We start from the raw sequence: 26,369 nt of genomic DNA, 5'->3' as shown, positions 1-26,369 counted from the left end.
ACTCAATTTCGAGATGTACAAGACGGCAGGTCTGTTTTGCGGCGACGCGCCGGGCACGAAAGTGTCCGGCGCGCGTTCGGTTATCGGATAGCCACTAGGATTTCGGCGTGGCGACATCAAAAATCGAGCGGTTGATGAACCTGGTGATCGCGTTGCTGTCCACCAGACAGTTCCTCACGGCGGAGAAAATCCGTGACAGTGTGGCCGGGTACAACGATTCCGCGAACTACGAAGCGTTCAGTCGCATGTTCGAGCGCGACAAGAACGAACTTCGTGACCTGGGTGTCCCGTTGGAAACCGGTCTGGCAGGACGGTTCTCGACCGTCGAGGGGTATCGGATCAATCGCAATGCCTACGAGCTTCCGGACGTGGACCTCACCAGCGAGGAATCTGCTGCTGTCGCCGTCGCGGTGCAGTTGTGGGAGTCGCCGGAACTGATTTCGGCAGCCCAGAGTGCACTACTCAAACTCCGAGCGGCGGGCGTCCAGGTCGACTCAGAAGTCAGTGCCGCCCCGGTCACCGCGATTCCCGCGCGCACCCGCGGTTCGGAGCCCGCGCTCGGCAAGCTTCTTGCAGCGGTCGACGCCGGCCGAGCAGTTCATTTTCAGCACCGCGGTGCATTGAACGAACCGTTCACCGAGCGCACCGTCGAACCGTGGGGCGTCGTCACGCACAACGGCAAGTGGTACCTGGTCGGGCACGACGTCGACCGTGATGCGGTGAGGACCTTCCGGCTCTCACGGATCGGTGACGACGTCAGGGAGTTCGGCCCGGCCGGTTCGGTTCACAAACCTGAAGGTGTCGACCTTCGCGAGGTCGTCGATCGCGTGACCGGTTCGGGCGTCGTGACCGGGACGGCTACGGTGTGGGTCGCAGACGGCCGCGCCCATGAGCTTCGGCGGCTTGCGACGTCGTCGTCCGAACGGCGGTTGACCGATCGCGACGGCAGCGTGCTGGCCATCCCCGTCCGATCCTGGGAATGGACCGCTCGGTTGATCGCCGGTCACGGGTTGGACGCATTGGTGCTGGACCCACCGGATTTGCGTGCTGAGGTCGTCGCGAAGCTGCGCGCCGCCGCGGCGAGCCCGATCACTGGCAATGGACAGGGGGACCACTGATGAGCAATCGACTGTCGTCGCGGTTGGCACGGCTGCTCAACCTCGTGCCGTACTTCATCGCAAATCCTGGCATCAGTCCCGCCGAGGCCGCCGAGGAGCTCGGTGTCAGCACCACTCAACTGATGACCGACCTCAATCAACTGTGGGTGTGCGGACTGCCCGGTTACGGTCCCGGTGATCTCATCGACCTGTCCTTCTCCGAGGAAAGTATCGAGGTCACGTTCTCGGCCGGGATCGATCGCCCGTTGCGCCTCACCTCGACGGAGGCGACGGCGTTGCTGATCGCCCTGCGGTCCTTGGTGGAAATGCCCGGCATGGTCGATCCGTCCTCGGCGCAGCGTGCCATCGCGAAGATCGAGGACGCAGCAGGCTCGGCCGCGGCACGAGCCATCGGTCAGGACCGGGACACATCGCCGGCGCCGGACATCGCCGAAGACCCGATAGCAGCGACGGTCAGAGCCGCGCTCGCAGACAAGACCGCCCTGCGATTGACGTATTACTCCGCCTCGCGCGACGCGGTCTCCGAGCGCATCGTCGACCCCGTTCGTATCGTGTTGGTCGACAACTACAGCTACCTCCAGGCGTGGTGCCGTCAAGCCGAGGGCGTGCGGTTGTTCAGATTCGATCGGATCGACGCCGCCGTCCAACTCGACGAGCCCGCCGACCCGCCGCCGCAGGCCCTCGAGGAGGATTCGAATCTCGAATTGTTCAGCGGCGACGGTTCCCTTCCGGAAGCGCGGTTGTTCATCACCAAAGAGTGGGTGTGGATGCTCGACTACTACCCGTTGGACGTCGAGCACGTGAACGACGACGGGTCGGTCGAGGCGACGATGAGTTTCGGAACACTTGAATGGATGGCAAGGCTGGTGTTGGGATTCGGTGAGGGCGTTCGGGTCCTTCATCCGCCGGAACTGGTCTCCGAAGTCCATGATCGAGCCGTTGCGGCGCTCGACGCCTATGACGTAATCGGTTCGTAAAACTTCGGGAAACTTCACGTTCAGTGAGTTCGCAGGAAACAAACAGGTAAAAGGTAGCTGAAGTAAGTGCTTTGGCACCTCCGAGCGCCGGTTGTGTCCGGTAGCATCGAGGAATCTGATCATGGGAGGTCGTTATGGGTGCAATGCAGCCGATGCATTGGCTGATTGTCGCTGTTGTCGTCGTAATTCTGTTCGGGTCGAAGAAGCTTCCCGATGCAGCACGCGGTCTGGGTCGTTCCCTCCGCATCTTCAAGAGCGAAGTCAAGGAAATGCAGAACGACGATGCGGGGCCCGCAAGCGCGCCGGTCGCACAGCCTGCTCCGGCACAGTTGCCGACGGCCAACACCGCGGTGGTCGCAAACGGTGCAGCAGCACCTGTTGCGCAGCCGACCGAAGTCAAGCCGCTCTAGTACACACTGCGTTCTAGCCGGGGTGAAATATTCGTTCACCCCGGTTGTCTGCTGACCAAGACCAGGATGCACAGTGCGTATTCCGTTAGACCCGCGTAACCGCAAGCGGAAGGTCAACCCAGACGGCACCATGTCGTTGGTCGACCACCTGTACGAATTGCGGACTCGTTTGTTGTTCGCATTCCTCGGCGTGATCATCACCACGGCGTTCGGCTTCTTCTGGTATTCACACTCGATACTCGGTCTCGAAAGTCTGGGCGATCTGCTTCGCGGACCGTACTGTGAGCTTCCGTCCGAGAGTCGCGCCAACCTCAGCACCGACGACGCGTGCCGATTGCTGGCGACCGGGCCGTTCGAGCAGTTCATGCTGCGATTCAAAGTGGCGCTCACCGCCGGCATCGTTCTTGCCTGCCCGGTGTGGCTTTACCAATTGTGGGCATTCATCACCCCGGGCCTCTACGCCAAAGAGCGTCGCTACGCGGTCGGATTCGTCACCGCAGGTGCCGCTCTCTTCATTCTCGGCGCAATCCTGGCGTACCTCGTCGTGGCGAAGGCTTTGCACTTCCTCCTGACCATCGGTGACAACGTCCAGATCACCGCGCTCAGTGGTTCGGAGTACTTCGGCTTCATCATCAATCTGCTGCTCATCTTCGGCGTCAGCTTCGAAATTCCACTGCTCGTCGTCGTGTTGAACTTTGCCGGCATTCTGACGTACGAGCGTTTGAAGGCCTGGCGTCGAGGATTGATCTTCGGGCTCTTCGTATTCGCTGCAGTTGCCACGCCAGGGTCGGATCCGTTCTCGATGTTGGCGCTCGCGCTGGCTCTGACGCTTCTCTTCGAGGTCGCGGTACAGATCGCTCGCCTCAACGACAAACGTAAGGCCAAGCGCGCCGGTGAAGACTGGGGCGCACTGTCCGACGAGGAAGCTTCCTCCATCTCGGCTCCGTCCGATCTGAACGAGGCTTTCGACAATCCGACCAAACCCAAGGCCGAATCGAGTGGATTGTTCGGACGTAAGTCCAAGTCCAAGGCTCCGGTCGCGGAGAAATCCGACACCGCCGGCGACAACGCGCCCGGCCAGGATTTCACTGACACTCTCTGAGCGCCGTGCCACCACGTCGGCGGCGTGTGAAACCCTGACGAGGTGGTTATGAACAAGAGTGAACTGAGCACGTTCGCGTCCAGCCTGAAGTTCGAACTCGATCCATTCCAGGTGAAGGCATGCGTTGCGCTCGAAGCGGGCCACGGCGTCCTTGTCTGCGCGCCGACCGGTGCAGGCAAGACCGTGGTCGGCGAGTTCGCTGTCCACCTGGCTCTCGCGGCGGGCCGCAAGTGTTTCTACACGACGCCGATCAAGGCGTTGAGCAATCAGAAGTACGCTGAACTCGTCGAGCGGTACGGCCCCGGCCAAGTCGGTCTGCTGACGGGTGATTCGAGTATCAACTCCGACGCACCGGTGGTCGTCATGACCACCGAAGTCCTGCGGAACATGCTCTACGCCAACTCCGAGGCACTGCGCGGGCTTTCGCACGTCGTCATGGACGAAGTGCATTACCTGGCCGACCGGTTCCGTGGGGCGGTGTGGGAGGAAGTGATCCTGCACCTGTCCGAGGACGTACGCCTGGTGAGTTTGTCGGCGACCGTGAGCAATGCCGAAGAATTCGGTGCCTGGATGGAAACCGTCCGCGGCGACACCACTGTGGTCGTGGACGAGACTCGGCCGATCCCGCTGTGGCAGCACATCATGGTCGGTAGGCGAATCTTCGATCTCTTCGACAGTCGTAGTCATCCTGCTGCCGGGCCGAAGACCGTGCTCGTCGACCAGGATCTGGTTCGCCACGTCAAGCAGCGTCAGGCTCTCGAACGCGTCGAGAGCTGGCAGCCGCGTGGCCGCGGACGACGCGGCAGCTACCAGAGTTCCAACGATTTCCGGCCCTTGCCACGACCTGACGTCATCGCTCAGCTCGATCAGTCCGGACTGCTCCCGGCCATCACTTTCATCTTCAGCCGCGCCGGTTGTGATGCGGCTCTTGCACAGTGCCTGCGGTCCAGACTGGATCTCACTTCGCCGGAGCAGGTCCGCGAGATCGACACCATCATCGAGAAACACACCGGGGAACTACCCGAAGAGGATCTCGAAGTTCTCGGATATCGGGACTGGTGCAAGGCACTACGACGCGGACTGGCATCTCACCATGCCGGCATGCTGCCGGCATTCCGCCAGACAGTCGAGGAACTGTTCGTCAAGGGGCTCGTGCGGGCGGTCTTCGCGACCGAGACGCTGGCCCTCGGCATCAACATGCCGGCACGCACGGTGGTGCTCGAACGTCTGGTCAAGTACAACGGTGAATCGCACGCCGAACTGACGCCGGGGGAGTACACGCAGCTGACGGGTCGGGCCGGCCGACGCGGCATCGACGTCGAAGGCCACGCTGTGGTCCTGTGGCAGCCCGGGGTCGAGCCGACGGATGTCGCCGGCTTGGCGTCGACACGGACGTTCCCGCTCCGCAGTTCGTTCCGCCCCTCGTACAACATGTCGATCAATCTCGTCGAGCGCATGGGCGCGGCGGATTCACGGAAGCTGCTCGAGCGTTCCTTCGCGCAGTTCCAAGCGGATCGCTCGGTGGTCGGCCTGGTGCGTGGCATCGAGCGGAACGAAGAAGCACTGAAGGGTTTGCAGGAGAAACTCGGCGGTGCGGACGGTGAGTACTTCGAATACGCGTCGTTGCGTGAGCGGCTCAGTGCGCGCGAGCGCGCGCTCGAACGTAAGGGCCGCGAAGACCGACGCGGAGATGCGGTGGAGTCCCTTCGTGCACTCGCCCGCGGTGACGTGATCGCAATTCCCATCGGTCGTCATTCCGGGGTGGCAGTGGTCCTCGTCCCGGACAACGATCCGAAGGACCCGCGTCCGCTGGTTCTGACGGCCGATCAGTGGGCCGGCCGACTCTCCTCGGGTGATTTCCCGGAAGCAGCCGACGTTCTGGGAAAGATGCGACTGCCCAAGCATGTCGATCACCACACCGCCCGGATCCGGCGCGATCTGGCCTCGGCGTTGCGTAGTACCGGGATCAGTGCCCCCCGGCGAAAGAAGCGCCACAAGGCCGGCGCGTCCGAAGATGCCGAGGTCGCTACTTTGCGACGTGCTATTCGCTCGCATCCGTGCCACAGCTGGCCCGATCGTGAACATCTGAGCCGGATCGGTGAGCGCTACAACCGGCTGGCCAGGGAAACGCAGTCGATGAGGGAAAAGGCTGCGGCCACCACCAACTCGTTGGCGCGGACGTTCGACCGCATCATTGCGCTACTCAAAGAGCGTGAGTACATGACTGCCGAAGCAGCGCCCGAAGTCACCGAATCCGGACGACGACTCAGCCGCATCTACTCGGAAAGCGACCTTCTGGTCGCCGAATGCCTGCGGACGGGGGCGTGGACAGGTCTCAGCCCGGCTGAGTTGGCGGCCGTCGTGTCCTCGGTGGTCTACGAATCACGTCGGGACGGGGACACCGTGGATCGGGTGCCGACAGCGGCGCTTCGTCACGCCCTCAACGACACTCAACGATTGTGGAGCGAACTGCGGTCGGACGAGATTCGCCACAAGCTGCCGCCGACGCGGGAACCGGATCTCGGATTCGTCACTGCCGTTTATCACTGGGCGAGCGAGAACTCGCTTGTCGACGCACTGATCGCGGCTGGAGTGCAGGGTCGTGCGCTGTCTGCGGGTGACTTTGTACGTTGGTGTCGTCAGGTGATCGATCTCCTCGATCAGGTCCGCCTGACTTCGACGGATGCCGACGTCGCGAAGACTGCGGCGCGGGCGGTAGCTGCAATTCGTCGCGGGGTAGTTGCTGTCGACGCAGCATGACCGCAGCTATGTGGTTTGATTCGCAGACTGGTATTTCGAGTGGGAGGCGAACATGAGCGGGCCTTACGGACCGAACGATCCGAATCGGCAATGGGGTCCTGGTGATCAGCAGCAGCCGAACGAGCAGCAGTGGGGGCAGAATCCTCAGCAGCCGGGCGGACAACAGCAGCCTGGTCAGCAGCCCGGCCAGCAACAGCCGTGGGGTCAGCCTGGTCAAACACCGCAGCCCGGTCAGCAGCCCGGCCAGCAACAGCCGTGGGGACAACCTGCCTACGGCCAGCCGGGTGGTCAGCCTGCGTACGGTCAGCCGCAGCAGCCTGGACAAGGACAACCCGGCCAGCAACAGCCGTGGGGACAACCCCAGCAACAACCTCCCGCACAGCCGTGGGGTCAGCCCGGGCAACAGCAGGCACCTGACGCAACCCAGGCGTGGGGTCAGTCTCCGTCTGCCGCACCGCAGCAGGCGTGGGGCGCCACGGCCCCCGGGCAGACTCCGGGACAGCAGAACCAGTGGAACCAGGCTCAGCCGTTCCCGAGTCCCGGTGCGCCCGGAAACCAGTCGGGTAAGTCGAAGAAGCCCCTGATCTTCGGTGCGATCGGTGTTCTCGTCGTTCTTGCTGCTGTCGTGGTGGCCCTGGTGTTCGGTGTCTTCGGCAAGAACACACTCGATCAGAGCGCGGCTCAGGCCGGCGTCGAGAAGATCGTCACCGAGTCCTACGGGGCAAAGAACGTGAGCAACGTTCAGTGCCCCGCGGACCAGGAAGTCAAGTCAGGCAACAAGTTCACCTGCACGCTTTCGATCGCGGGTGTGAAGTCGAACGTGACTGTGACGTTTGTCGACGACAACGGCACGTACGAGGTCAGCCGCCCGAGCTGACGCTCTACTGGTCGGAACGGCCTGCCGCCGCAGCCTCGAGCGCGGCGGCAAGCCGTCCGGCCGAGCGCTCGATGTTCAGCGAGGCCGCCACTTCCTCGAAGCGTGCGGGATCGGCAGGGGTCGCCGGGAGTCGGTCGTCCTTCGAGAACTGAACGTCCGCGTCGCGAACCACTCGTACTACCGGCAACGCAGCATCAAGGTAAGCGATGGCCTCTGGTGAGGTGAGTTTTGCGCGAATTCCCTTGGCCATGTCGGATTCAGGATCAGCTGCGGCCGCGCGAAGTCCGGCCAACGAGCCGTAGCGCAGCATCAGCGTCGACGCAGTCTTCTCACCGACACCCTTGATGCCGGGTAGACCGTCGGAGGCGTCTCCGCGTAGTACCGCGAGTTCGGCGTATGCCTCGCCCGCACGGTCACCGGGTACTCCGTATTTCTCCGCAACCTCGACCGGTCCGAAGAGTTCTGCCTTGGACAAGCCACGGCCCACGTACAGGACACGAACGGGCACGTACTCGTCGGTGACGACCTGCAGAAGGTCTCGGTCACCACTGACGACGACGGTGAGATCTTCGCGCTCGGTGGCGGCAAGCGTTCCCAGTACGTCGTCGGCTTCGAGTCCGACGGCTCCCGCTGTCGCGATTCCTGCTGCTGCGAGCACGTCCATGATCATGTCGACCTGAGGCGTCAACGTGTCCGGAACTTCTTCGGACGCACCGTCAGAGCCTTCCTCGACGCGATGTGCTTTGTACGTCGGGACTGCATCGACGCGGAACTGCGGTCGCCAGTCCAAGTCCAGGCACACGGCGAGACGACTCGGCTCGTGTTTGGTGATCAGGGACGCCACCATGTCGGTGAAACCGCGCACCGCGTTGACAGGTCTTCCGTCGGGATCGACGAATGACTCGGGCAGCGCGTAGAACGCACGAAACCACAGGCTGGCACCGTCGAGGAGAAGCAATGGCCCACTCATGGTCACCATCCTGCCAGTCGGCACTAACCTGTAAGCCATGACGTCTCCAGCCGAACAGGATTCCCGATTCTCCAGCGCCGTGTACGGCGCACGTATCGCTCGCGCCGCGGAGTTGGCTCGATCAGCAGGTCTCGACGGTCTGGTGGTGACTCCCGGTCCGGATCTGCGGTACCTGACGGGTTCTCGGGCTGACTCGTTCGAGCGCTTGACCGCGTTGGTCATCGCCGCGGACACGGCGAAGGCGTCCGTCGTACTTCCTCGGCTGGAGTTGGCGTCGCTGAAGGAATCGGCAGTGGGCGATCTCGGGTTGACCGTCCTCGACTGGGTCGACGGTGTCGACCCGTATGCGATTGTGGCGGCGCAACTCCCGACCGGCGCGAAGGTGGCGGTGACGGATGCGATGCCTGCGCTGCATCTGATCCCGCTCGCAGACACCTTGGGCGCGTTGCCGATTCTCGCCACCGGCGTCTTGCGCGAATTGCGGATGGTCAAGGACGGCGCCGAGATCGAGGCGTTGCGGCGAGCCGGTGCGGCCATCGACCGTGTTCACGCCCGCATGGCCGAGTTCTTGGTCGTCGGACGTACGGAAGCTGAAGTAGGCGAAGCGATTTCGGCGGCGATTCTCGAAGAGGGGCATACCGAGGCCGCGTTCGTGATTGTCGGTTCGGGCCCGCACGGCGCCGATCCGCATCACGAGGTTTCGGACCGGGTGATCGAGAGGGGCGATATCGTGGTCATCGATATCGGCGGACCGGTCGAGCCCGGATACAACTCGGACTCCACTCGCACGTACAGCATGGGGCAGCCGTCCGCGGAGGTTGCCGCACAGTTCGCGGTACTCGAGGCGGCGCAGCAGGCTGCGGTCGATTCGGTGCGGCCAGGAGTCTCCGCAGAATCCGTGGACGTTGCAGCCCGCGAAGTGCTTGCCGCACAAGGGCTTGCAGAGGTATTCGTTCACCGCACCGGTCACGGTATCGGGCTGTCCGTGCACGAGGAGCCGTACATCGTCGAGGGCAACACCATCGAACTCGTCGAAGGTATGGCCTTCAGCATCGAACCGGGAATCTACTTCCGCGGCAGTTGGGGTGCCCGTATCGAGGACATCGTCGTCGTGACCGCCGACGGTTGCGAGTCGTTCAACAACCGTCCGCACGGCCTGACTGTCCTCGCCTGATCAGCTTTTCTTGAACGCAGCGGACCCGAGTATGCGTGTGACGTCGATTTCGATGACCACGCGCGCGGGATTGACCCGTGGCTGGCGGTACCGCTCGGCATAGCGCCGAACGGCGTCGGCCACGGAGTCCGCGTCGGTGAGCACGCGTGCCGGCCCCTCGAGCGTGAGCCAGCGGCCACCGTCGACCGAACTGACGGCGGCGTATCCGCCACGCGCTGCGTTGATCGCCTTCTGTGAGCCACCGCTGGTGATCACGCGCGCTTTTCCGGCTTCCTGGTCCCAGGTGAACCCGACGGCAACGACGTGTGGGGTGCCGTTCGGACGCAACGTCGTGAGTGTCGCGAGGTGGTATTCACCGACGAACTTCAGCCCGTCTTCGGTGAGAGTCTGCTGTGACGATGGCGTGGTGGAGGGGGTGAGCGTCATGCCACGACGGTAATCCAGGACACTGGAGCGGTGACTGCGGGTGCGAACGTGAATGACATCGAGACGGTACTGCTCCTCGGCGGACGAAGTGAGATCGGCCTCGAGATCGGGGTCAGGCTCGCGCCGGGCCGCAACATCGTTCTGGCTGCCAGACGCAGCGGAGAGCTGTCGGAGCAGGAGCAGATGCTCAAAAACGCCGGCGCTGTCGACGTCTCCACCGTCGAGTTCGACGCCGACGCCGTGGACACTCACGGAGAGCTCCTGGGCTCCGTCGTCGCCGAGCACGGTCGGATTTCGGTTGCAGTGCTGGCCTTCGGAATTCTCGGCGATCAGGCGCGTGCCGAAACCGACTCGGCGCACGCGGTCGCGGTGGTGCACACCGACTACGTGGCACAGGTCAGCATCCTCACCCACCTCGCAGAGATCATGCGCCGACAGGGAACCGGAAAGATCGTGGTGTTCTCGTCCGTCGCCGGCGTCCGGGTTCGCCGCGCCAACTACGTCTACGGGAGCGCAAAGGCCGGCTTGGACGGTTTTGCCAGCGGTCTCGGCGACGCGCTGCACGGTTCGGGCGTCCAGTTGATGCTGGTACGGCCAGGGTTCGTCATCGGGAAGATGACCGAGGGAATGTCGCCTGCCCCGATGTCGAGCACTCCGTCGCAGGTCGCCGACGCCGTCGTACGGGGACTGAAATCCGGGGCGACGCGTGTGTGGGTTCCGCGAATTCTGCAGCCGGTGTTCTTCGTCATGCGGCTTCTGCCTCAGACGATCTGGCGCCGGATGCCGCGATGACCGCACACCCGGTGGTGATCGTCGGCATCGGCGCCGACGGCTGGGACGGGCTGTCCGAGAGCGCAAAGGGAGCAATCCTCGGTGCGGAGGTCCTGATGGGGTCGCCGCGCCAGCTGGACTTGGTCCCGGCGACACATCTCGGGGCACGGCGTGCGCCCACCAGGCTCACCTGGCCGTCTCCGATGATTCCGGCGTTGCCGTCGATGTTCGCCGAGAACGCGGACCGCAGAGTATGTGTTCTCGCCAGTGGTGACCCGATGTTCCACGGCCTAGGCGTCACGTTGGTCCGGCTGCTCGGCGCGGACAACGTGCGAGTGATCTCGCACCCGTCGTCGGTGGCGTTGGCGAGCGCGCGAATGGGATGGGCATCGGCCGAGGTCGACGTCGTGAGCCTGGTGAACCGAGACTCGGCGACCGTCTTGGCGGCAGTGGTCGATGGCGCGCGCCTGTTGGTTCTGAGCAACGGGCGCTCGACACCGGGGGAGGTGGCTCGTCTGTTGTCCGGCGCGGGCTTCGGACGATCGACTCTGACTGTACTGGCCCAGCTGGGCGGGGCCGAGGAATCGCGGACCGTCACGGTGGCGGACGAGTGGGATCACGCGGACGAGGACGTGGACGCGTTGAACGTTCTGGCCGTCGAGTGCATCTCGGTCGATCATCCGTTGCGGCTGACTCGAATCCCGGGTCTACCGGATGCTGCGTTTGTCGGCGACGGTCAGATGACCAAGCAGGAGATCCGCGCATTGACGTTGTGTGCACTCGCACCGGCGCCGGGAGAACACCTCTGGGACGTGGGCGGTGGGTCGGGAACCGTCGCCATCGAGTGGATGCGAACTCACCCACGTTGCACTGCAACAACATTCGAGAAGATGGCGAGCCGCGTGTCGCAGATCGGTGCCAATGCACTCAATCTCGGCGTGCCCGCGTTGAACGTGAAAGGGGCCGCGCCGGAGGCGTTTGCGGACGAAGTCCGACGTCCCGATGCGGTGTTTGTCGGCGGCGGCGTCACGCAACCGGGAATGCTCGAAGCGTGCTGGGAGCAGTTGAGCGTGGGTGGTCGTCTGGTCGCGAACGCCGTGACCGCCGAGTCCGAATCGTTGCTGCTCGGCTGGATGAGTCGCCATGGTGGGACGCTGCGACGCTTTCAGGTGCAGCGCGCCGAGCCGTTGGGAACGTTCAACGTTTGGCGACCGCAACTTCCGGTGGTCCAATGGTCCGTCACAAAACGTCAGCCGTCTGCAGGCGCAGACACAGATACGCCGGAGGAATCCACACAATGACCGTTCATTTCATCGGTGCGGGTCCCGGTGCGGCAGATTTGATCACTGTCCGCGCGCAACGGATCATCGCTGCGAGCCCTGTGTGCTTGTACGCAGGCAGCCTTGTTCCAGCGGAGTTGCTCGAGTGGTGCCCGGTCGGAGCTCAGGTCGTGGACACTGCTCGGCTGAGCCTGGACGAGATCACCGCGATTCTTGTCGAAGCGGATTCCGCTGGGCTGGACGTCGCGCGTTTGCATTCCGGTGATCCGTCGATCTTCAGTGCAGTGGCAGAGCAAGCTCGTCGCCTGGACGCCGCAGGAGTCGATTTCGACATGATTCCCGGTGTTCCTGCATTTACCGCGGCTGCAGCCGCGCTGGGGCGCGAGCTGACTGTCCCAGGCGTCTCGCAGACCATTGTTCTCACCCGAGTCTCCACCTTGTCGACGGCAATGCCGGAGGGCGAGGATCTGCGGTCCCTCGGCCGCAGCGGCGCGACGATGGTGATTCACCTCGGCGCTCATCGCATCGAACAGATCGCATCCGAGTTGGCCGACAATTACGGCGAGGACTGCCCGGTCGCGGTGGTCGCCTTCGCCTCACGGCCCGAGGAGATCGTTGTTCGAGGCACTTTGAAGACGATCGTCGAACTTGTTCATGCGGCCGGCATCACGAAGACGGCCGTCGTGATCGTCGGCCGAGTGTTGACTGCGGAGGGGTTTCCGGACAGCTACCTCTACTCGGCAGCGCGCGAGAGAAGCACACACTGACCTCGACAGGTACTCGTCGTCGCGTGCTCCTGCTCGGCGGCACAGGCGAAGGTCGAGTGATCGCTTCTCGCTTGGCCGGTTCAGCCGACCTCGAGGTTGTCACATCGCTGGCCGGCCGGGTTCGTGATCCTCGATGGCCCGAGGGGGAAGTGCGTATCGGCGGGTTCGGGGGAGCCGAAGGGCTGTCGGAGTGGTTGTCGGCCAATGATATTCGTGCAGTGCTCGACGCCACGCATCCGTTTGCCGCTCGCATCACCCAGAATGCGTTCGAAGCGTGCCTTGCGAATTCCGTGCCGTACGCCATGTACCGACGCCCGCCCTGGCGCGAGCAACTCGGTGACACTTGGCTTCCGGCACACGATCTCGATCACGCCGCAGAGTTGGTGCCGACGGTCGGCTCACGCGCTTTTCTGACGATCGGGAGGCAAGGAGTTTCGGCGTTCGACCGCGTGAAGAGCGTCACGTTTCTCGTGCGCTCGATCGATCCGCCTTCGGGGACCTTGCCGCCTCACTCGCAATTGCTGCTCGCACGTGGTCCATTCGACATCGAAGCGGAAGTCGATCTGATGCGAACTCACAGCATCGACGTCGTGATCACCAAGAACAGTGGCGGCGAGCAGACGTACGCAAAGATCGCCGCAGCCAGGCAATTGTCGATCCCGGTGATCGTCGTCGAACGACCACCGATCCCGGCGACCGTCCCGGCATTCGATACCGAGGCCGAGGCGATGGACTGGCTCACGGCTTTCGGTCGTGGAACGGCGCTGTGAGGCCGACATCGCGTTCGCTTCAGGTTCGTCTAAGGTTCCGTGACCATACTGGAGGGATGTTGGGATTTTTCGACGCCGCACTGCGGGACCGCGCATGAGAGTGTCGGTTCCCGGAATGAGCCGTCGAAAACCATCGGGAATTCACGTGCGGACGCTCCATGCTCGCGTGAAATTGCTGACTGCAGGCCTGGTGGCGATCGCGGTGATCGTGTCGGCGTCGGCGGTGTACATAGTGTTCAACGCGTATTTGCAAGGCAACGTCGATCGGCAACTCGAGCGCACGAGTGACGCGATCACCGACACCGTCAATTTCGGCGGTGTCACACCGGTTCTGGGATTGACGGCCGGCGCGGATACAGCGGTCATCCAGGCGGTGGGGCTTCTTACTGCCGACGGCGCCTTGGTGACGGCGACTCCCGGTCTGCCGCCGTTCAGCACGAGCGCAGACGCCATCAGGTCGATCGCAGACGGCAATTCGTCGCAGACAATCGCGACGGTTGATGCGTATCGAATTCTTGTCGAGCCCTCGGTTGCGGGCCAGACTTTGGTTGTCGCGCAATCCCTGGGGCCGACGCGTTCGGTACTCAAGCGACTGGCAGTGGTGTTGGCGGCACTCGGGGCGGCCGGAATCGCCCTAGCTTACGCGGCCGGAGATGCTGTGGCACGCACAGGATTACGGCCGATCGCGCGACTTACTGCGGCGACGCGGCGGGTCGCCGAAACGGATGATCTTGCGCCGATCCCGGTGACCGGTGACGACGAGTTGGCGTCGTTGACAGTCAGTTTCAATCGGATGCTCGGGACGTTGTCGGAATCGCGGGCACGCCAGAGAAGTCTGATCACCGAAGCGGGCCAGGACCTTCTGGCTCCTTTGACTGCACTTCGCACCAATATCGAGTTGTTGATGTCTTTCGATACCAAGTCCGGCGCGATTTCCGAGGCGGATGCAACGCAGCTGCGTGAGGAAATCACCGACCAGATGATGGAGTTGACGCTCCTCGTCGGAGAGTTGGTGGACCGTGCGCGGGTTGACGAAAGCACGTTGGGGAGAGGAGATTCCCTCTAAATCGGACGTCTGACCAGCGACTTTGTTGCATTCGTAATTGAAGCAATGGAAGGAGCGCTGGTAATGTGGGGCAATTGTGAAGTTTTTGGGTATAGCTGGAGTGTGGCGCGAACCGTGGGGTTTGCTGGGCGGGGGCCTTTGGAGGACGAGAGGGATTCAGTGGTCAAGCAAGCACGCGCCGAGCTGACTCGGCAGCAAATCGTTGCCGGCGCGGCCGCGCAGTTCGAGAAGACTGGTTACGGCAGCACCAGCATGGCCGACATAGTCTCGGGGGCCGGTACTACCAAGGGCGCGTTGTATTTCCATTTCGCGTCGAAGGACGAGCTCGCGCAGTTCATCATTGCCGAACAGCATCGGCTCTCGATCGAGTCGGTGCAGGCGATTTCCGCGACGGGCAAGGACCCGTTGGAACAGATGATCATGCTCACGCACGAAATGGCACGCCAGATTGTCGACGAGCCGATCGTTCGCGCGGGCATTCGCCTCACGCTGGAACTGAGCACGTACGAGGGGCCGGTGGAACCGTACGCCGAATGGATCTCGGCAATCACCGATCTCACCGCCAGGGCTCAGGCGGAAGGTGAAATCCGAAAATCGGTCAGCGCAGAATCGTTCGGCAGGTTCATGCCCTCGGCATTCACGGGGGTACAGCTGGTTTCGAATGTTCTCACCCGACGCTCGGATCTTCCGGATCGTGTCGACGAGATGTGGCAGATCCTGCTTCCGGGGATCGTCAGCGACGAACTTTCCGGTGACATCGAGCGCCTCGTCAAGTCGCGGTGGACTCCGGCGGCGGCGTAACCTGCGGGACATGGCCGTCACGCGGATAGTTTCGGATCTGTCGAGTAGTTCGCTCGAGGCCGCGCAGCGCTTCTACACCGAAGTGCTGGGCCTCGAAGTTGTCATGGATCACGGGTGGATCGTGACGTTGGCTTCGCCGACGGATCCGTCATTGCAGATCAGCGTCATGACGCACGACGCTCATGCGCCCGTAGTACCGGACGTCTCCGTCGAGGTGGATGATCTCGACGCGGCGTACGAGGCCGCGGTGCAGCGCGGCGACACCATCGTCTATCCCGTCACCGAGGAGCCGTGGGGGGTCCGCAGGTTCTTCGCTGCCGACCCCGACGGCCACGTGATCAACATCCTCAGCCACCGACGCGAGCAATGATGGCGTCCCGCCCGGGCGGGCTGACGTACCTCGAGGTGGGCGCAACGTCAGGCGTTCTCCCCGCCGGCTATCACCACGTTCACGAGAGCGCGACGGTCGGATCCGGACGGGAGGATTTCGAGGTTGCCGCTCGAACCGTCGCGAATTGGGGAATGCACCGCGGAGCCGGACTGGCCGTACGGACGGCAGCCCCGACCGCCGTGGCAGGTCAGGATGCGACCTTCGGACTCGGTCCGGTAACTATCCCCGTTCGGATCGTCTATGTCGTAGACGAACCCACTCGCAAGGGCTTCGCGTACGGAACCCGCGCGGGCCACCCCGAATGCGGGGAGGAATTGTTTGTCGTCCAGTTCGACGAGAGCAGCAATGAGGTTCGCATCGAGATCGTGGCGTTCTCCAAGCCCGGAACGTGGTGGGTGCGTCTCGGTGCTCCGATCGGACGTCGAGTACAGGCGTTTGTCACGCGCCGCTACATCCGTGCCGTCCGCCAGAGCGTCGCCCGATCGCGGGTATGACCGCTGCCGGGCGCGCTGGAAAAATGATTGGACGAGCTTCGGTTCGGGTTGATAGCTTGTGCGAGACCGTGACAACACGCCAGGAGGTGAGACCCATGAACGCTGTAACCATGTGGGTGCTCCCACTCGTGTTCACGGATCGGCGATTGACGTAGGTGTCGCCGGGAGCGCCTCGAGTAGGCAATCCCGAAAGGTAACACCATGCAATCCAATTCTCAGACCATCGAATTCACCTCCGAGACAACGTCGAACGGTGCCATCGAACGCCATTTCGTTGTAGACGACATCACCGGCGTGCTCTGGTCACCGCCATCCGGATCCGTCGGATCACCACTTCTGCTGTCCGGGCACTCCGGCGGCATGCACAAGAAGGCGCCGGGACTGGTTGCCAGCGCACTCCACAGTGTGAGCTCCCACGGGTTCGCAGTCGCCGCGATCGACGCGCCCGGACATGGCGATCGGCCGCGGAACACACAGGACGAACAGTGGGTCGAGGCGATCCACCAGGCTAGGGCGGCCCACGAGTCGATCGCTCCGATCGTCGTCGAGTACAACCGATCGCTGGCGGAGCGTGCAGTGCCGGAATGGCAGCGGACAATCGACGCTCTGCAAACGCTGCCCGACGTCGACGCCGACGCTCCGATCGGCTTTGGCGGCGTGTCGCTAGGGGTCGTGACCGGGCTGATGTTGGCCCCGGTCGAATCCAGGATCGCTGCCGTGAGCTTCGGTGGAGTTTTTGTGGACGACTCCCTCATCGAAGCGGCACGAAAGCTCACGGTCCCAGCCGAGTACCGGATCCCATGGGACGACAAGGATTACGACCGCACGTCAGGGGTAGCGTTGTTCGATGCCTTCGGCTCGACGGAGAAGACGCTGCACGCCTACTCGGGCAGGCACTATCCGGTGCCCGACTACGAGCGCGACAGTTCGGCTCAGTTCTTCGTCCGCCACCTCGGCGGGAGCGGTGGCGCTCCTGTGAGCTGACGTGAACACGTATCGGCGTCCGGCCTGTGTCGGACGCCGATACGATTTTGATCCTTCGCTCGCTAGTAGCCGTCCAGCTTGGCCATTTTTGTTGAGGCGCGCGAGGGCGCGCGCAAGCATGGCCCTCGACCGGGGGTGCTTACAGCTCGAGGTGCAGTGCCCGTGGAATAGGGGGCCAGAGTGTTCGATAGCGACGAGTGGTCCTTACGGTCCGCCGGGCGGAACGAACTTGTTCGTGATCCAGTTCGATGCTTCGATCTCGTTGAGGATTGTCCGGAGAACTTCGGTGGCTAATGCTCGTGCTGTGCCGAGTGTCCGGTCAATACCGAACATCGAGCATGACTGGAAACTCTTCTCGCGTCCGAGTTGAGGCGACGACATGTCTTTCAACCGCGCATGTCCAGCCATGCGTCGACTAACCGTCCGATACCTGACCTGGGGGCGGTACTTGAGTGGGCCGATATCGCACGGCGACTGCACCCGACTGGAACTCGTGGCGATCGACGAGTTCGAGTTGGATGCGCTTGCGCAGACCGGCGAGCAACGTCGGTCCCTGTCCGGCGAGGACCGGTTGCACAACGAACTCGTACTCGTCGATCAGTCCCAGGTCTGCCAATGCCAGGGGGAGTGTTACGCCGCCAACCCACAGGCCTTCGCCGGGCTGCTCCTTGAGCCGTAGAATCACTGGCCCCAAGTCGCCTTGCACGAGTTCGGCATTCCAATCGACCCCGCTCAGCGTGTTCGACACGACGTACTTCTTCGCCCGGTCCATGGCCTGGGCGAACGGGATCTCCCACTCGTCCATCCAGTCAGGCCATGTGCCCGTTGCGGGCCGCCGCCACGCCGACTCCATCATCTCGTAGGTCACCCGGCCGAACAGCAAGGCATCGGCTCGTTCCATCTGAGCGGTCCAGTAGCGCATCGACTCCTCGTCGGGTGGGAGCCCCGCCTCGTGATGGCAGCAGCCGTCGAGTGTGACGTTGATCGAGTATCGAAGTGGTCTCATCTCGTTGTTCTCCCCTGATAGGCGCAGAGTGACAGCACCGGACCGTACTCAGACTACTGCCGGGCCGTCGGTGTAGATCAGGTTCGGGACCTGGAGTCACGCGGGGGTCGACCGAACAGTAACCAGACGAGCGCACCGAGTACAGGCACCGCGATCACCAGTGCCGACCACCAGAATTTGCCGCCCGAGCGTTCGAAGTCGGTGCGCACGATCGCCACGAGCGCGCTAATCGTGATGAAGATCCAGGCAAGAACGAAGGCGGTGAAGGTGATGTCCATCCAAAGCGGAATGGTGGGGTTGGGGGTCGATTCGTTCACGCTTCCAAACCACTTTCGATGACTGTGCCTTGATGAAACAACACGCTCCATCGATTCTCGGTGAACCGCCAGATGGATGATCGCTCGGTAACTCGTTGCGCTTGCGCCAGCCGGTACGTCACCAGATACGTGTCAGGTGCAATCCGGCTCAGCGCGGGTCGGTCAACCCTCCATCCGAGTTCGGCGGCGTCGTTCACTTCGCAGCGGAGTCGCCGGCTCGCGATTACCGATTGCACGTAATCGCGGGTGTATCGCGCACCCGAGGCTCCGATCTCCCGGAACTCCGGGTCGACGACCGCATCGAACTCGTCTCGTGACATCGCTACTCGAGTTCGGTGAAACAGAGGTTCGAACTCCATCAACTCGTCGAGGATCGGGCGCAACTCGTGCGGAGTCGTCACGACTGCTCCGAGAACTGCGCCCTCATCTCGATACCTATCTCCGCGTGGCGCAGGAGGAAGGCCTTCTCGTCATACCCCTTGCGCCGCAACCAGAGAGTGACCTCGCTGTTGCATTTGCTCGCATTGCACGAGCGGCACGCCGGTGCGATGTTGTCGAGTGTGTAGCGCCCACCGCGGGAGATCGCCAGCACGCAGTCACGTTGCGGCGACTCGTCCGGCTCGCCGCAGTACGCGCAGCCACCCCAGGCCGCTTTGAGCGCGGACCACTGCTCGACGGACAGATCGTGCTCCACCAGATCCATCCGGCGTTTCCGTTTACGCGCGTATCTTGCTTTCCGGGTCCGGTTGACGGGCATGACGCCATGCTATCGCCGTGCGGCGTTCACTCCGGGTAGCGCCGCGGGGTGAACACCTGACGGCCCGAACCGGTTTCGACGACCGTCGTCATCGACGATCCGACGATCAGCAGCGTCCGCATGTCGATCTCGGAAGGCTCGAGCTCGCCGAGGGTTACGACGCGAACTGATTCCTCGGCGCCGGCAACATCGCGCCCGATGACAACAGGAGTCTCGGGGGAGCGGTGCTCGAGCACGAGGTCCTTCATGGCTTGGACCTGCCACGTCCGGGACTTCGACGCCGGGTTGTATACCGCAAATGCCATGTCTGCGGCTGCAACTGCCGAGATACGGCGAGCGACGACATCCCACGGCTTGAGGCGATCAGACAACGAGAGCACCGCATAGTCGTGCCCGAGGGGAGCGCCGACGCGACTGGCGACAGCGTTTGCCGCCGTCATGCCGGGAAGGATGCGGACCGGGACCCCGCGCCACTGGTCTTCGGCGGCAACTTCGAGAACTGCTGCAGCCATGGCGAATACGCCGGGATCTCCCGACGAGACGACAGCTACACGGGCGCCGTTCTTCGCCAGGTCCAACGCCATCGCGGCGCGTTCGGCTTCGACGCGGTTGTCGCTGGAATGGCGCCGCTGGCCCGGACGCGTCGGCACGCGATCGACGTACGGGCCGTAGCCGACGAGGTCGGTTGCGAACGAAAGCTCATGCGCCACTTCAGGTGTGGTCCAGGCGGTGTCGCCCGGCCCGAGTCCGACCACGACCACCTCGCCGCGGGATTCGGTTGCAGGTCGAGGGTTGTTCGACGGGCTCGGAACGATGGCGATCGAGAAGTACGGAACTCCGTCCGGGTCGACCTCGGCAGCGGATTCGACGCGTTGACGTGTGGTGCTCGCGCGCTCGACGTAGTGCGCTTCATCCAAGCGGCCGGAATCCTCGAGCGATTGGAGGACCGGTGGGAAGGTACGTCCGAGCTTGAGGATGGCCGCGGCGTCGGTTTCCTTGAGCCGCCTGGTCAGCTCAGCCTGCGGCAATGTTCCGGGTAGGATCGTCAGGATTTCTTCACCCTCGACCAGCGGCTTTCCGAGTGCAGCAGATGCCGCGCTGACGGAGGTGACGCCGGGAATCACCTCGGCGTCGAAGCGATCGGCCAGCCTCTTGTGCATGTGCATGTAGGAGCTGTAGAAGAGTGGATCGCCGGCGGCGAGCAACGCGACGGTTCGACCGGCCGCGAGGTGAACTGCCAGCCGTTCGGCAGCCGCTTCGTAGAACTCGTCCATCGCGCCCTGGTATCCGCCGGGATGATCAACGGTCTCTGTGGTCACGGGGTAGACGAGGTGTTCTTCGATCTGTCCTTCGCGCATGTACGGCGCTGCAACTCCGCGGGAGATGCTCTTGCCGTGCCGCGCGGAGTGGAACGCAACCACATCGGCCTCGCCGATGACGCGGGCGGCCTTGACGGTCACCAATTCGGGATCCCCGGGGCCGATACCGACACCCCAGAGCTTGCCTGCACTCATTCGACTTCGCTCGCAATCGCATTGACGACGGCCGCGGTGATCGCGCTGCCGCCGCGTCGACCGCGGAGAACGAGATGATCGATCCCGCTGGCGTGTTCGATGAGGGCTTCCTTCGACTCGGCAGCGCCGATGAAGCCGACCGGACCACCGACGATGGCGGCCGGACGGGGTGCGCCGGCTTCGATGAGGTTCAGGAGATGGAACAGTGCGGTGGGTGCGTTTCCGATCGCGACAACAGCGCCCTCGAGCTTGGCTCCCCACAGTTCGAGAGCAGCCGCCGAGCGAGTGTTGTCGATGGTCGACGCCAGCACGGGAACCCGCGGATCGCCGAGGGTGCAGATGACGTCGTTACCGGCGGGCAGACGCTTGCGCGTGATGCCGGCAGCCACCATCTGAGCGTCGCAGAAAATCGGCGCGCCGTCGCGCAGAGCTGCGCGCGCAGCCGAGACGACACCGGGTGTGAAGGCGACGTCGTCGACGAGATCGACCTGGCCACTTGCATGAATCATGCGCACTACAGCTTGCGAGACATCCGCCGGGAAACGGCTCAGGTCGGCTTCGGCCCGAATGGTGGCAAAGGACTGGCGATAGATTTCCGCGCCGTCACGGATGTACTCGATCATGTGCCACACGATAGAGGCATCACCGATCGGCCGGATTCACCCGGTAACCGTCACCCGTCGCAATCACATCCGCTACGTCCCCGCGGGGACGTCCGCAGCTGCGGTCGCACCCGGCCCAGTGCTGGCGCCCGACGACAGGCAGTTCTGCCTGCTCGACGGCGGTGATTGCGTCGGTGCGCACATCGGCGAGCGACTTCTCGCATCCCGGGCTTCCGGTGCAGGCGGTGACCTCGAGCCACGGTGAGTTCTCGTCGAAGATCAACCCCATGGGTGCCAGCACCCGGACTACCTGCTCGGCTGCCCATTCGTCGAGGTCGAAGATATGCACCGATCGCCAGGGCGTCACGACGACGGGCTTGTCGACGGCGGCGAGGAACTCGGCCAGCCGAGCGTCGAGCAGCCCGAATCGCAGGCCGCCGCCCAGAGCTACGGTCCCGTCGCGCTGCTCGAGCCAGCCGATAGTGGGCCGTGCATCCGGCGTGAGGTCCGCCGCAACGGTGGACTCGGCGCTCAGACCCAGCTGCTCGAGGGTGCGTTCGATTCCGTCCGGAACCTCGGCCAGGCGCCAGTGCTTGTCGCGGACGTCGAGGAATGATCGGGCCGCCGCGAGGAGCAATTCGACGGCGTCGTCCGCCTGTACACGATGAGTGGTGTGGTGACCGGCGAGCACCAGTGAATGCTCGGTGGCGCTGAGTGCGTGGAGTCCGAAATCGCCCCGAAGCCCGCTGATGTCTCCGCGCCCGTCGTCGAGGGTGAACAGGGTTCGCCCTGGCAGATCTGCCAATGCTTGATCCGCTTGGATCGCCGAATCGAGACGGTGGACCAGTTCACGAATGTCGGCGACGCCCCCGATACGGCCGGACAGTGGGGACGCGAGGATGTTGCGCACTCGCTCGTGCGTCGCTGACGGCAGCAGACCGGCCGAAGCGATTCGCGATGCGAAGGCTTCGGGGTCCGAGACCGAGCGCAGTTGTACGTTGCCCCTCGAGGTGAGTTCCATCTGCCCGTTGCCGAGATCGCGCGCCGCGTCGGCGAGCGTCTGCAACTGGGTGGGGGTGAGGAGTCCGCCGGGTAGGCGCACGCGAGCCAGTGCGCCGTCGGCGGCGTGGTGAACTTGCAGTGCACCCGGGCACGCGTCTGGCTGTGAACGGTCCGTGGGCATGGCTCCAGGGTACGACCTGTCATGAGTGCCTTCTGCGGACCGGTAGCATCACCACCACCAGTGACGGCAGTTGAGGAAACCGGTGGAAGTCCGGTGCGGTCGCGCCACTGTGAGTGTTGCTCGAGCGGGACGTGTTTCCGCTCGGAAACACGAGTCAGACCCTCAACCGCCGTCGATGACAGATCTGTGCCACGGGGCGCGAAACCCCAGGAAGGCTTCACCCGTGATTCTTCTGCTCTCCACGTCCGACACCGATCTGCTGAGCGCCCGCGCCAGCCAGGAAGCCGGCGACGGAGTTTCCTACCGCTGGGCCAACCCCTCACGCTTGCTGGTCTCGGAGGACTTGCCGCCCTTGCTCGACGGCGTCGACCTCGTGATCGTTCGTATCCTCGGCAGCCGTCGCAGCTGGGAAGACGGCCTGGACATGGTCCTCGCCTCCGGACTCCCCGTAGTCGTTCTCGGCGGCGAGCACGCGCCGGACGCCGACCTCATGGAGTGCTCGACGGTTTCCGCCGGTGTTGCTGCCGAGGCGCACAACTACCTGGCTGAGGGTGGCGCACAGAATCTGGCACAGCTGCACCACTTCCTTTCCGACACGGTCCTGCTCACCGGCCACGGTTTCGAGCCGCCGGCCCACCTGCCTTCCTGGGGCATCGCTGATTTCGCGCCCGATCTCGACTCGGCGAGCGGTCCGGTCATCGCAGTTCTGTACTACCGCGCTCAGCATTTGGCCGGCAACACCCGGTACATCCAGGCGTTGTGCGACGCGGTCGCCGAGGCCGGTGGCACCGCGCTCCCGATCTACTGTGCATCTCTGCGAACAGCTGAAGCCGAACTTCTGAGCACGCTCCGCCGCGCCGACGCCATGGTCGTGACAGTTCTCGCTGCCGGCGGCACCAAGCCCGCCACCGCGTCCGCCGGTGGGGACGACGAAGCCTGGGATGTCGCAGCACTCGCTGCACTCGACGTCCCGATCCTGCAGGGGCTGTGCCTGACCAGTAGCCGCGCCACCTGGGACGAGAACGACGACGGACTGTCGCCTCTCGACGTCGCGACGCAGGTGGCTGTGCCGGAGTTCGACGGTCGCATAATCACCGTCCCGTTCTCCTTCAAGGAAATCGACTCCGACGGACTGTCCACCTACGTCCCCGACGTCGAGCGCGCCGCCCGTGTCGCCGGGATCGCGGTCCGTCACGGCAAGCTGCGCCACATTCCCACCACCGAGCGTCGCGTTGCTCTGATGCTCTCGGCGTACCCGACCAAGCACGCCCGCATCGGCAACGCGGTCGGTCTCGATACTCCGGCGAGCGCAATCGACCTGCTCACCGAAATGCGTTCTGCCGGTTACGACCTCGGTCCGGTCGACGGTCCGGACGCAGTTCCTGGCCTGGCGGCGAAGGACGGCGACGCGCTGATCCATGCCCTGATCGCGGCTGGCGGCCAGGATCCCGACTGGCTCACTGCCGAGCAGCTCGAGGGCAATCCGATCCGCATCTCGGCAGCGAAGTACCGCGAATGGTTCGCCACCCTGCCCGAGGAACTGCGCAGCGGTGTCGAAGAGCACTGGGGCGCAGCGCCCGGCGAGCTGTACGTCGACCGCTCGCAGGATCCCGACGGCGAAATCGTCATCGCGGCACTGCGATTCAACAACATCGTCCTCATGGTCCAGCCGCCGCGGGGATTCGGTGAAAAGCCCGTCGCGATCTACCACGACCCGGATCTGCCGCCAAGCCATCACTACCTCGCGGCCTACCGCTGGATCGCTGCAACACCGGACAACGGCGGATTCGGCGCCGACGCCGTTGTGCACCTCGGTAAGCACGGAAACCTCGAATGGTTGCCGGGCAAGACGCTCGGCATGTCGAGCAACTGCGGCACCGACGCGGCCCTGGGCGACCTGCCGCTGATCTACCCGTTCCTCGTCAACGACCCGGGTGAAGGAACACAGGCAAAGCGTCGCGCCCACGCGACTCTCGTCGATCACCTGATCCCGCCGATGGCCCGCGCCGAAAGCTACGGCGACATCTCCCGTCTCGAGCAACTGCTCGACGAGCACTCCAACATCTCCGCACTGGACCCGTCCAAGCTGCCGGCCATTCGCCAGCAGATCTGGACGCTGATGCGGGCAGCCAAGATGGACCACGACCTCGGCCTCGCGGAGCGTCCCGAAGAAGACGTGTTCGACGACATGCTCCTGCACGTCGACGGTTGGCTGTGTGAGATCAAGGACGTCCAGATCCGCGACGGCCTGCACATTCTCGGCCGCGCACCCGAGGGCGACGCCGAAATCGAACTGGTCCTGGCCATGCTCCGTGCCCGTCAGATGTGGGGCGGCGAACAGAGCGTCCCTGGTCTGCGCGAAGCTCTCGGGCTCAGCGAAGACGGCGACGAGTCCCGCAACCGTGTCGACGACGTCGAGGAAAAGGCGCACGCTCTGGTTCGCGGCATGTACGACGCCGACTGGAACCCCGCTGCGGCAGAACAACTCAGCGACGACGAGACCGTCGTGAAGATCCTTCAGTTCGCGGCCACCGAAGTGGTTCCACGCCTCCGACAGACGAACAACGAGATCAAGCAGGTCCTGCACGCGCTCGACGGCGGCTTCATCGCCGCCGGCCCGAGTGGGTCACCGCTGCGCGGCCTGATCAACGTGCTTCCCACCGGTCGTAACTTCTACTCCGTCGATCCCAAGGCAGTTCCCTCACGACTGGCGTGGGAGACCGGTCAGGCGATGGCCGAGTCGCTCGCCGCTCGATATCTCGCCGATCACGGCGAGTACCCGCGCTCGGTGGGTCTGTCCGTGTGGGGTACCGCCGCCATGCGTACCTCCGGCGACGACATCGCCGAAGTGTTCGCGCTCCTCGGTGTTCGCCCTGTCTGGGACGAAGCAAGCCGACGCGTGGTCAACCTCGAGGTCATCGATCTCGACGAGCTCGGCCGCCCGCGCATTGACGTCACCGTCCGCATCTCCGGATTCTTCCGTGATGCGTTCCCGCACGTGCTCGCACTGCTCGACGACGCTGTTCAGTTGGTCGCCGCATTGGACGAGACGGACGAGCAGAACTACGTGCGCGCCCACGCGCAGGCCGACCTTGCCGAGCACGGCGATGCCAGGCGTGCGACCACCCGCATCTTCGGTTCGAAGCCCGGAACCTACGGCGCCGGCCTGCTGCAACTCATCGACTCCAAGACCTGGCGCGGTGACGACGACCTCGCCGAGGTGTACACCAACTGGGGCGGCTTCGCGTACGGCCGTGGGCTCGACGGAATCCCGGCAGCCGACGACATGCGCAGTGCATACCGTCGAATCAACGTGGCGGCCAAGAACACCGACACGCGTGAGCACGACATCGCCGATTCGGACGACTACTTCCAGTACCACGGCGGCATGGTTGCCACCGTGCGCGCGCTGACCGGAAAGTCGCCCGAGGCGTACATCGGCGACAGCACTCGGCCGGAATCGGTTCGCACACGCACACTTTCGGAAGAGACCGCACGTGTCTTCCGTGCGCGCGTGGTCAATCCCCGCTGGCTCGACGCGATGCGCCGTCACGGGTACAAGGGTGCGTTCGAGATGGCGGCCACGGTCGACTACCTCTTCGGGTACGACGCCACCACCAACGTGGTCGCGGACTGGATGTACGAAAAGCTCGCCGAGACCTACGTTCTGGACGAGCAGAACCAGAAGTTCATGACGCAGTCCAACCCGTGGGCCTTGCACGGAATCGCCGAGCGGCTCCTCGAAGCCGCCGAGCGCAACATGTGGGAGCACCCCGAGCAGAAGACACTCGACGGCTTGCGTCAGGTGTACCTCGAAACCGAAGGCGAGCTCGAGGGGGAGTAGACCTCGAG

27 protein-coding genes and 1 riboswitch are annotated in these 26,369 nt (G+C 63.9%); of the genes, 17 read left to right on the top strand and 10 right to left on the bottom strand.

Annotated elements, in window-relative coordinates:
• Positions 1–107 precede the first annotated feature (107 nt).
• From M0639_RS14870 to M0639_RS14845, 6 genes are all read left to right on the top strand, one after another.
• Positions 108–1,118: a helix-turn-helix transcriptional regulator gene (locus tag M0639_RS14870; RefSeq protein WP_003944939.1), complete on the top strand. Its 1,011-nt coding sequence runs from the start codon at positions 108–110 to the stop codon at positions 1,116–1,118.
• Positions 1,118–2,095 carry a helix-turn-helix transcriptional regulator gene (locus M0639_RS14865; protein ID WP_030536343.1) on the top strand — a complete coding sequence of 326 codons (978 nt, stop codon included), beginning with the start codon at positions 1,118–1,120 and terminating at the stop codon, positions 2,093–2,095. Before M0639_RS14870 ends, M0639_RS14865 begins: the two co-directional genes overlap by 1 nt.
• A 134-nt stretch (positions 2,096–2,229) precedes the next feature.
• Positions 2,230–2,505 (top strand): Sec-independent protein translocase subunit TatA, encoded by a 276-nt coding sequence (gene tatA, locus M0639_RS14860; protein ID WP_064074800.1) that lies wholly within the window; start codon positions 2,230–2,232, stop codon positions 2,503–2,505.
• 73 nt (positions 2,506–2,578) lie between these two features.
• A complete protein-coding gene (gene tatC / locus M0639_RS14855) occupies positions 2,579–3,607 on the top strand; it encodes a twin-arginine translocase subunit TatC (protein ID WP_003945030.1) in 1,029 nt (342 codons plus the stop codon).
• A gap of 48 nt (positions 3,608–3,655) precedes the next feature.
• Entirely contained in the window at positions 3,656–6,367 is a 2,712-nt protein-coding gene (locus M0639_RS14850) for a DEAD/DEAH box helicase (protein WP_064074799.1), read from the top strand.
• Between the two features lie 52 nt (positions 6,368–6,419).
• Positions 6,420–7,244: a DUF4333 domain-containing protein gene (locus tag M0639_RS14845; RefSeq protein WP_064074798.1), complete on the top strand. Its 825-nt coding sequence runs from the start codon at positions 6,420–6,422 to the stop codon at positions 7,242–7,244.
• A 4-nt stretch (positions 7,245–7,248) separates the two neighbouring features.
• Here the strand turns inward: M0639_RS14845 and M0639_RS14840 are convergent, their stop codons facing one another.
• Entirely contained in the window at positions 7,249–8,214 is a 966-nt protein-coding gene (locus tag M0639_RS14840; RefSeq protein WP_064074802.1) for a 5'-3' exonuclease, read from the bottom strand.
• Positions 8,215–8,251: 37 nt separating this feature from the next.
• On the opposite strand from M0639_RS14840, the gene M0639_RS14835 reads away from it, so the two are divergent.
• Positions 8,252–9,388 carry a M24 family metallopeptidase gene (locus M0639_RS14835; RefSeq protein ID WP_003944794.1) on the top strand — a complete coding sequence of 379 codons (1,137 nt, stop codon included), beginning with the start codon at positions 8,252–8,254 and terminating at the stop codon, positions 9,386–9,388.
• On the opposite strand, the gene M0639_RS14830 is transcribed toward M0639_RS14835, so the two are convergent.
• A complete protein-coding gene (locus tag M0639_RS14830) occupies positions 9,389–9,814 on the bottom strand; it encodes a PPOX class F420-dependent oxidoreductase (protein WP_007729859.1) in 426 nt (141 codons plus the stop codon).
• 30 nt (positions 9,815–9,844) lie between these two features.
• On the opposite strand from M0639_RS14830, the gene dprE2 reads away from it, so the two are divergent.
• The 9 genes from dprE2 to M0639_RS14785 all read left to right on the top strand — a co-directional run bounded on the left by dprE2 (position 9,845) and on the right by M0639_RS14785 (position 17,138).
• Positions 9,845–10,606, top strand: a complete 762-nt coding sequence (gene dprE2, locus M0639_RS14825; RefSeq protein WP_064074797.1) for a decaprenylphospho-beta-D-erythro-pentofuranosid-2-ulose 2-reductase — start codon at positions 9,845–9,847, stop codon at positions 10,604–10,606.
• Positions 10,603–11,886: a bifunctional cobalt-precorrin-7 (C(5))-methyltransferase/cobalt-precorrin-6B (C(15))-methyltransferase gene (locus tag M0639_RS14820; protein ID WP_064074796.1), complete on the top strand. Its 1,284-nt coding sequence runs from the start codon at positions 10,603–10,605 to the stop codon at positions 11,884–11,886. The genes dprE2 and M0639_RS14820 overlap by 4 nt, the downstream gene beginning before the upstream one ends.
• Entirely contained in the window at positions 11,883–12,632 is a 750-nt protein-coding gene (gene cobM / locus M0639_RS14815) for a precorrin-4 C(11)-methyltransferase (RefSeq protein ID WP_003944967.1), read from the top strand. Before M0639_RS14820 ends, cobM begins: the two co-directional genes overlap by 4 nt.
• A gap of 23 nt (positions 12,633–12,655) precedes the next feature.
• Complete coding sequence (locus M0639_RS14810) at positions 12,656–13,402, top strand: cobalt-precorrin-6A reductase (RefSeq protein ID WP_064074795.1); 747 nt, start codon at positions 12,656–12,658, stop codon at positions 13,400–13,402.
• Positions 13,403–13,547: 145 nt separating this feature from the next.
• Positions 13,548–14,468 carry a HAMP domain-containing protein gene (locus M0639_RS14805; RefSeq protein WP_007729850.1) on the top strand — a complete coding sequence of 307 codons (921 nt, stop codon included), beginning with the start codon at positions 13,548–13,550 and terminating at the stop codon, positions 14,466–14,468.
• A gap of 159 nt (positions 14,469–14,627) precedes the next feature.
• Positions 14,628–15,269 (top strand): ScbR family autoregulator-binding transcription factor, encoded by a 642-nt coding sequence (locus M0639_RS14800; protein WP_019748499.1) that lies wholly within the window; start codon positions 14,628–14,630, stop codon positions 15,267–15,269.
• 10 nt (positions 15,270–15,279) lie between these two features.
• The gene (locus tag M0639_RS14795; protein WP_019748498.1) at positions 15,280–15,639 is read left to right on the top strand and encodes a VOC family protein; all 360 of its coding nucleotides are present in this window, start codon (positions 15,280–15,282) and stop codon (positions 15,637–15,639) included.
• Positions 15,639–16,154 (top strand): DUF1990 domain-containing protein, encoded by a 516-nt coding sequence (locus M0639_RS14790; protein WP_082893229.1) that lies wholly within the window; start codon positions 15,639–15,641, stop codon positions 16,152–16,154. Before M0639_RS14795 ends, M0639_RS14790 begins: the two co-directional genes overlap by 1 nt.
• A 201-nt stretch (positions 16,155–16,355) precedes the next feature.
• Positions 16,356–17,138, top strand: a complete 783-nt coding sequence (locus tag M0639_RS14785; RefSeq protein WP_064074793.1) for an alpha/beta hydrolase family protein — start codon at positions 16,356–16,358, stop codon at positions 17,136–17,138.
• Positions 17,139–17,342: 204 nt separating this feature from the next.
• Here the strand turns inward: M0639_RS14785 and M0639_RS14780 are convergent, their stop codons facing one another.
• From M0639_RS14780 to cobG, 8 genes are all read right to left on the bottom strand, one after another.
• On the bottom strand, positions 17,343–17,519 hold the full coding sequence (locus M0639_RS14780) for a hypothetical protein (protein ID WP_156525053.1): 177 nt from the start codon (positions 17,517–17,519) through the stop codon (positions 17,343–17,345).
• A 34-nt stretch (positions 17,520–17,553) separates the two neighbouring features.
• Complete coding sequence (locus M0639_RS14775; protein WP_064074792.1) at positions 17,554–18,144, bottom strand: dihydrofolate reductase family protein; 591 nt, start codon at positions 18,142–18,144, stop codon at positions 17,554–17,556.
• Between the two features lie 77 nt (positions 18,145–18,221).
• Complete coding sequence (locus tag M0639_RS14770; protein ID WP_003944835.1) at positions 18,222–18,461, bottom strand: PLDc N-terminal domain-containing protein; 240 nt, start codon at positions 18,459–18,461, stop codon at positions 18,222–18,224.
• On the bottom strand, positions 18,458–18,862 hold the full coding sequence (locus tag M0639_RS14765; RefSeq protein WP_054802240.1) for a nuclear transport factor 2 family protein: 405 nt from the start codon (positions 18,860–18,862) through the stop codon (positions 18,458–18,460). Before M0639_RS14765 ends, M0639_RS14770 begins: the two co-directional genes overlap by 4 nt.
• Complete coding sequence (locus M0639_RS14760) at positions 18,859–19,218, bottom strand: HNH endonuclease (RefSeq protein ID WP_078377497.1); 360 nt, start codon at positions 19,216–19,218, stop codon at positions 18,859–18,861. The genes M0639_RS14765 and M0639_RS14760 overlap by 4 nt, the downstream gene beginning before the upstream one ends.
• Before the next feature lie 26 nt (positions 19,219–19,244).
• Positions 19,245–20,732 (bottom strand): precorrin-3B C(17)-methyltransferase, encoded by a 1,488-nt coding sequence (gene cobJ, locus M0639_RS14755; RefSeq protein WP_064074791.1) that lies wholly within the window; start codon positions 20,730–20,732, stop codon positions 19,245–19,247.
• Positions 20,729–21,355, bottom strand: coding sequence for a precorrin-8X methylmutase (locus M0639_RS14750; RefSeq protein ID WP_007729839.1), 627 nt, complete (start codon positions 21,353–21,355; stop codon positions 20,729–20,731). The genes cobJ and M0639_RS14750 overlap by 4 nt, the downstream gene beginning before the upstream one ends.
• Positions 21,356–21,374: 19 nt before the next feature.
• Positions 21,375–22,517 carry a precorrin-3B synthase gene (gene cobG, locus M0639_RS14745; protein WP_064074790.1) on the bottom strand — a complete coding sequence of 381 codons (1,143 nt, stop codon included), beginning with the start codon at positions 22,515–22,517 and terminating at the stop codon, positions 21,375–21,377.
• Positions 22,518–22,568: 51 nt separating this feature from the next.
• Positions 22,569–22,701, top strand: a riboswitch (cobalamin riboswitch).
• 39 nt (positions 22,702–22,740) lie between these two features.
• Between cobG and M0639_RS14740 the strand changes: the two genes are divergently transcribed.
• Positions 22,741–26,361 carry a cobaltochelatase subunit CobN gene (locus tag M0639_RS14740; RefSeq protein WP_064074789.1) on the top strand — a complete coding sequence of 1,207 codons (3,621 nt, stop codon included), beginning with the start codon at positions 22,741–22,743 and terminating at the stop codon, positions 26,359–26,361.
• Positions 26,362–26,369 lie beyond the last annotated feature (8 nt).

The organism is Rhodococcus qingshengii JCM 15477, from assembly GCF_023221595.1.
Taxonomy (GTDB): Bacteria; Actinomycetota; Actinomycetes; order Mycobacteriales; family Mycobacteriaceae; genus Rhodococcus_F; species Rhodococcus_F qingshengii.
Note: the sequence above shows the minus strand (reverse complement) of the source record. Positions and strands in the feature narration are given on the sequence as shown.

Coding starts and splice junctions, on each gene's coding strand:
- M0639_RS14775 (WP_064074792.1), bottom strand. CDS start 18,144: ATGAGACCACTTCGATACTCGATCAACGTCACACTCGACGGCTGCTGC.
- M0639_RS14750 (WP_007729839.1), bottom strand. CDS start 21,355: ATGATCGAGTACATCCGTGACGGCGCGGAAATCTATCGCCAGTCCTTT.
- M0639_RS14760 (WP_078377497.1), bottom strand. CDS start 19,218: ATGCCCGTCAACCGGACCCGGAAAGCAAGATACGCGCGTAAACGGAAA.
- M0639_RS14835 (WP_003944794.1), top strand. CDS start 8,252: ATGACGTCTCCAGCCGAACAGGATTCCCGATTCTCCAGCGCCGTGTAC.
- cobJ (WP_064074791.1), bottom strand. CDS start 20,732: ATGAGTGCAGGCAAGCTCTGGGGTGTCGGTATCGGCCCCGGGGATCCC.
- M0639_RS14850 (WP_064074799.1), top strand. CDS start 3,656: ATGAACAAGAGTGAACTGAGCACGTTCGCGTCCAGCCTGAAGTTCGAA.
- M0639_RS14820 (WP_064074796.1), top strand. CDS start 10,603: ATGACCGCACACCCGGTGGTGATCGTCGGCATCGGCGCCGACGGCTGG.
- M0639_RS14865 (WP_030536343.1), top strand. CDS start 1,118: ATGAGCAATCGACTGTCGTCGCGGTTGGCACGGCTGCTCAACCTCGTG.
- M0639_RS14780 (WP_156525053.1), bottom strand. CDS start 17,519: ATGTCGTCGCCTCAACTCGGACGCGAGAAGAGTTTCCAGTCATGCTCG.
- M0639_RS14830 (WP_007729859.1), bottom strand. CDS start 9,814: ATGACGCTCACCCCCTCCACCACGCCATCGTCACAGCAGACTCTCACC.
- cobG (WP_064074790.1), bottom strand. CDS start 22,517: ATGCCCACGGACCGTTCACAGCCAGACGCGTGCCCGGGTGCACTGCAA.
- M0639_RS14790 (WP_082893229.1), top strand. CDS start 15,639: ATGGCGTCCCGCCCGGGCGGGCTGACGTACCTCGAGGTGGGCGCAACG.
- cobM (WP_003944967.1), top strand. CDS start 11,883: ATGACCGTTCATTTCATCGGTGCGGGTCCCGGTGCGGCAGATTTGATC.
- M0639_RS14845 (WP_064074798.1), top strand. CDS start 6,420: ATGAGCGGGCCTTACGGACCGAACGATCCGAATCGGCAATGGGGTCCT.
- tatA (WP_064074800.1), top strand. CDS start 2,230: ATGGGTGCAATGCAGCCGATGCATTGGCTGATTGTCGCTGTTGTCGTC.
- M0639_RS14785 (WP_064074793.1), top strand. CDS start 16,356: ATGCAATCCAATTCTCAGACCATCGAATTCACCTCCGAGACAACGTCG.
- M0639_RS14795 (WP_019748498.1), top strand. CDS start 15,280: ATGGCCGTCACGCGGATAGTTTCGGATCTGTCGAGTAGTTCGCTCGAG.
- M0639_RS14840 (WP_064074802.1), bottom strand. CDS start 8,214: ATGAGTGGGCCATTGCTTCTCCTCGACGGTGCCAGCCTGTGGTTTCGT.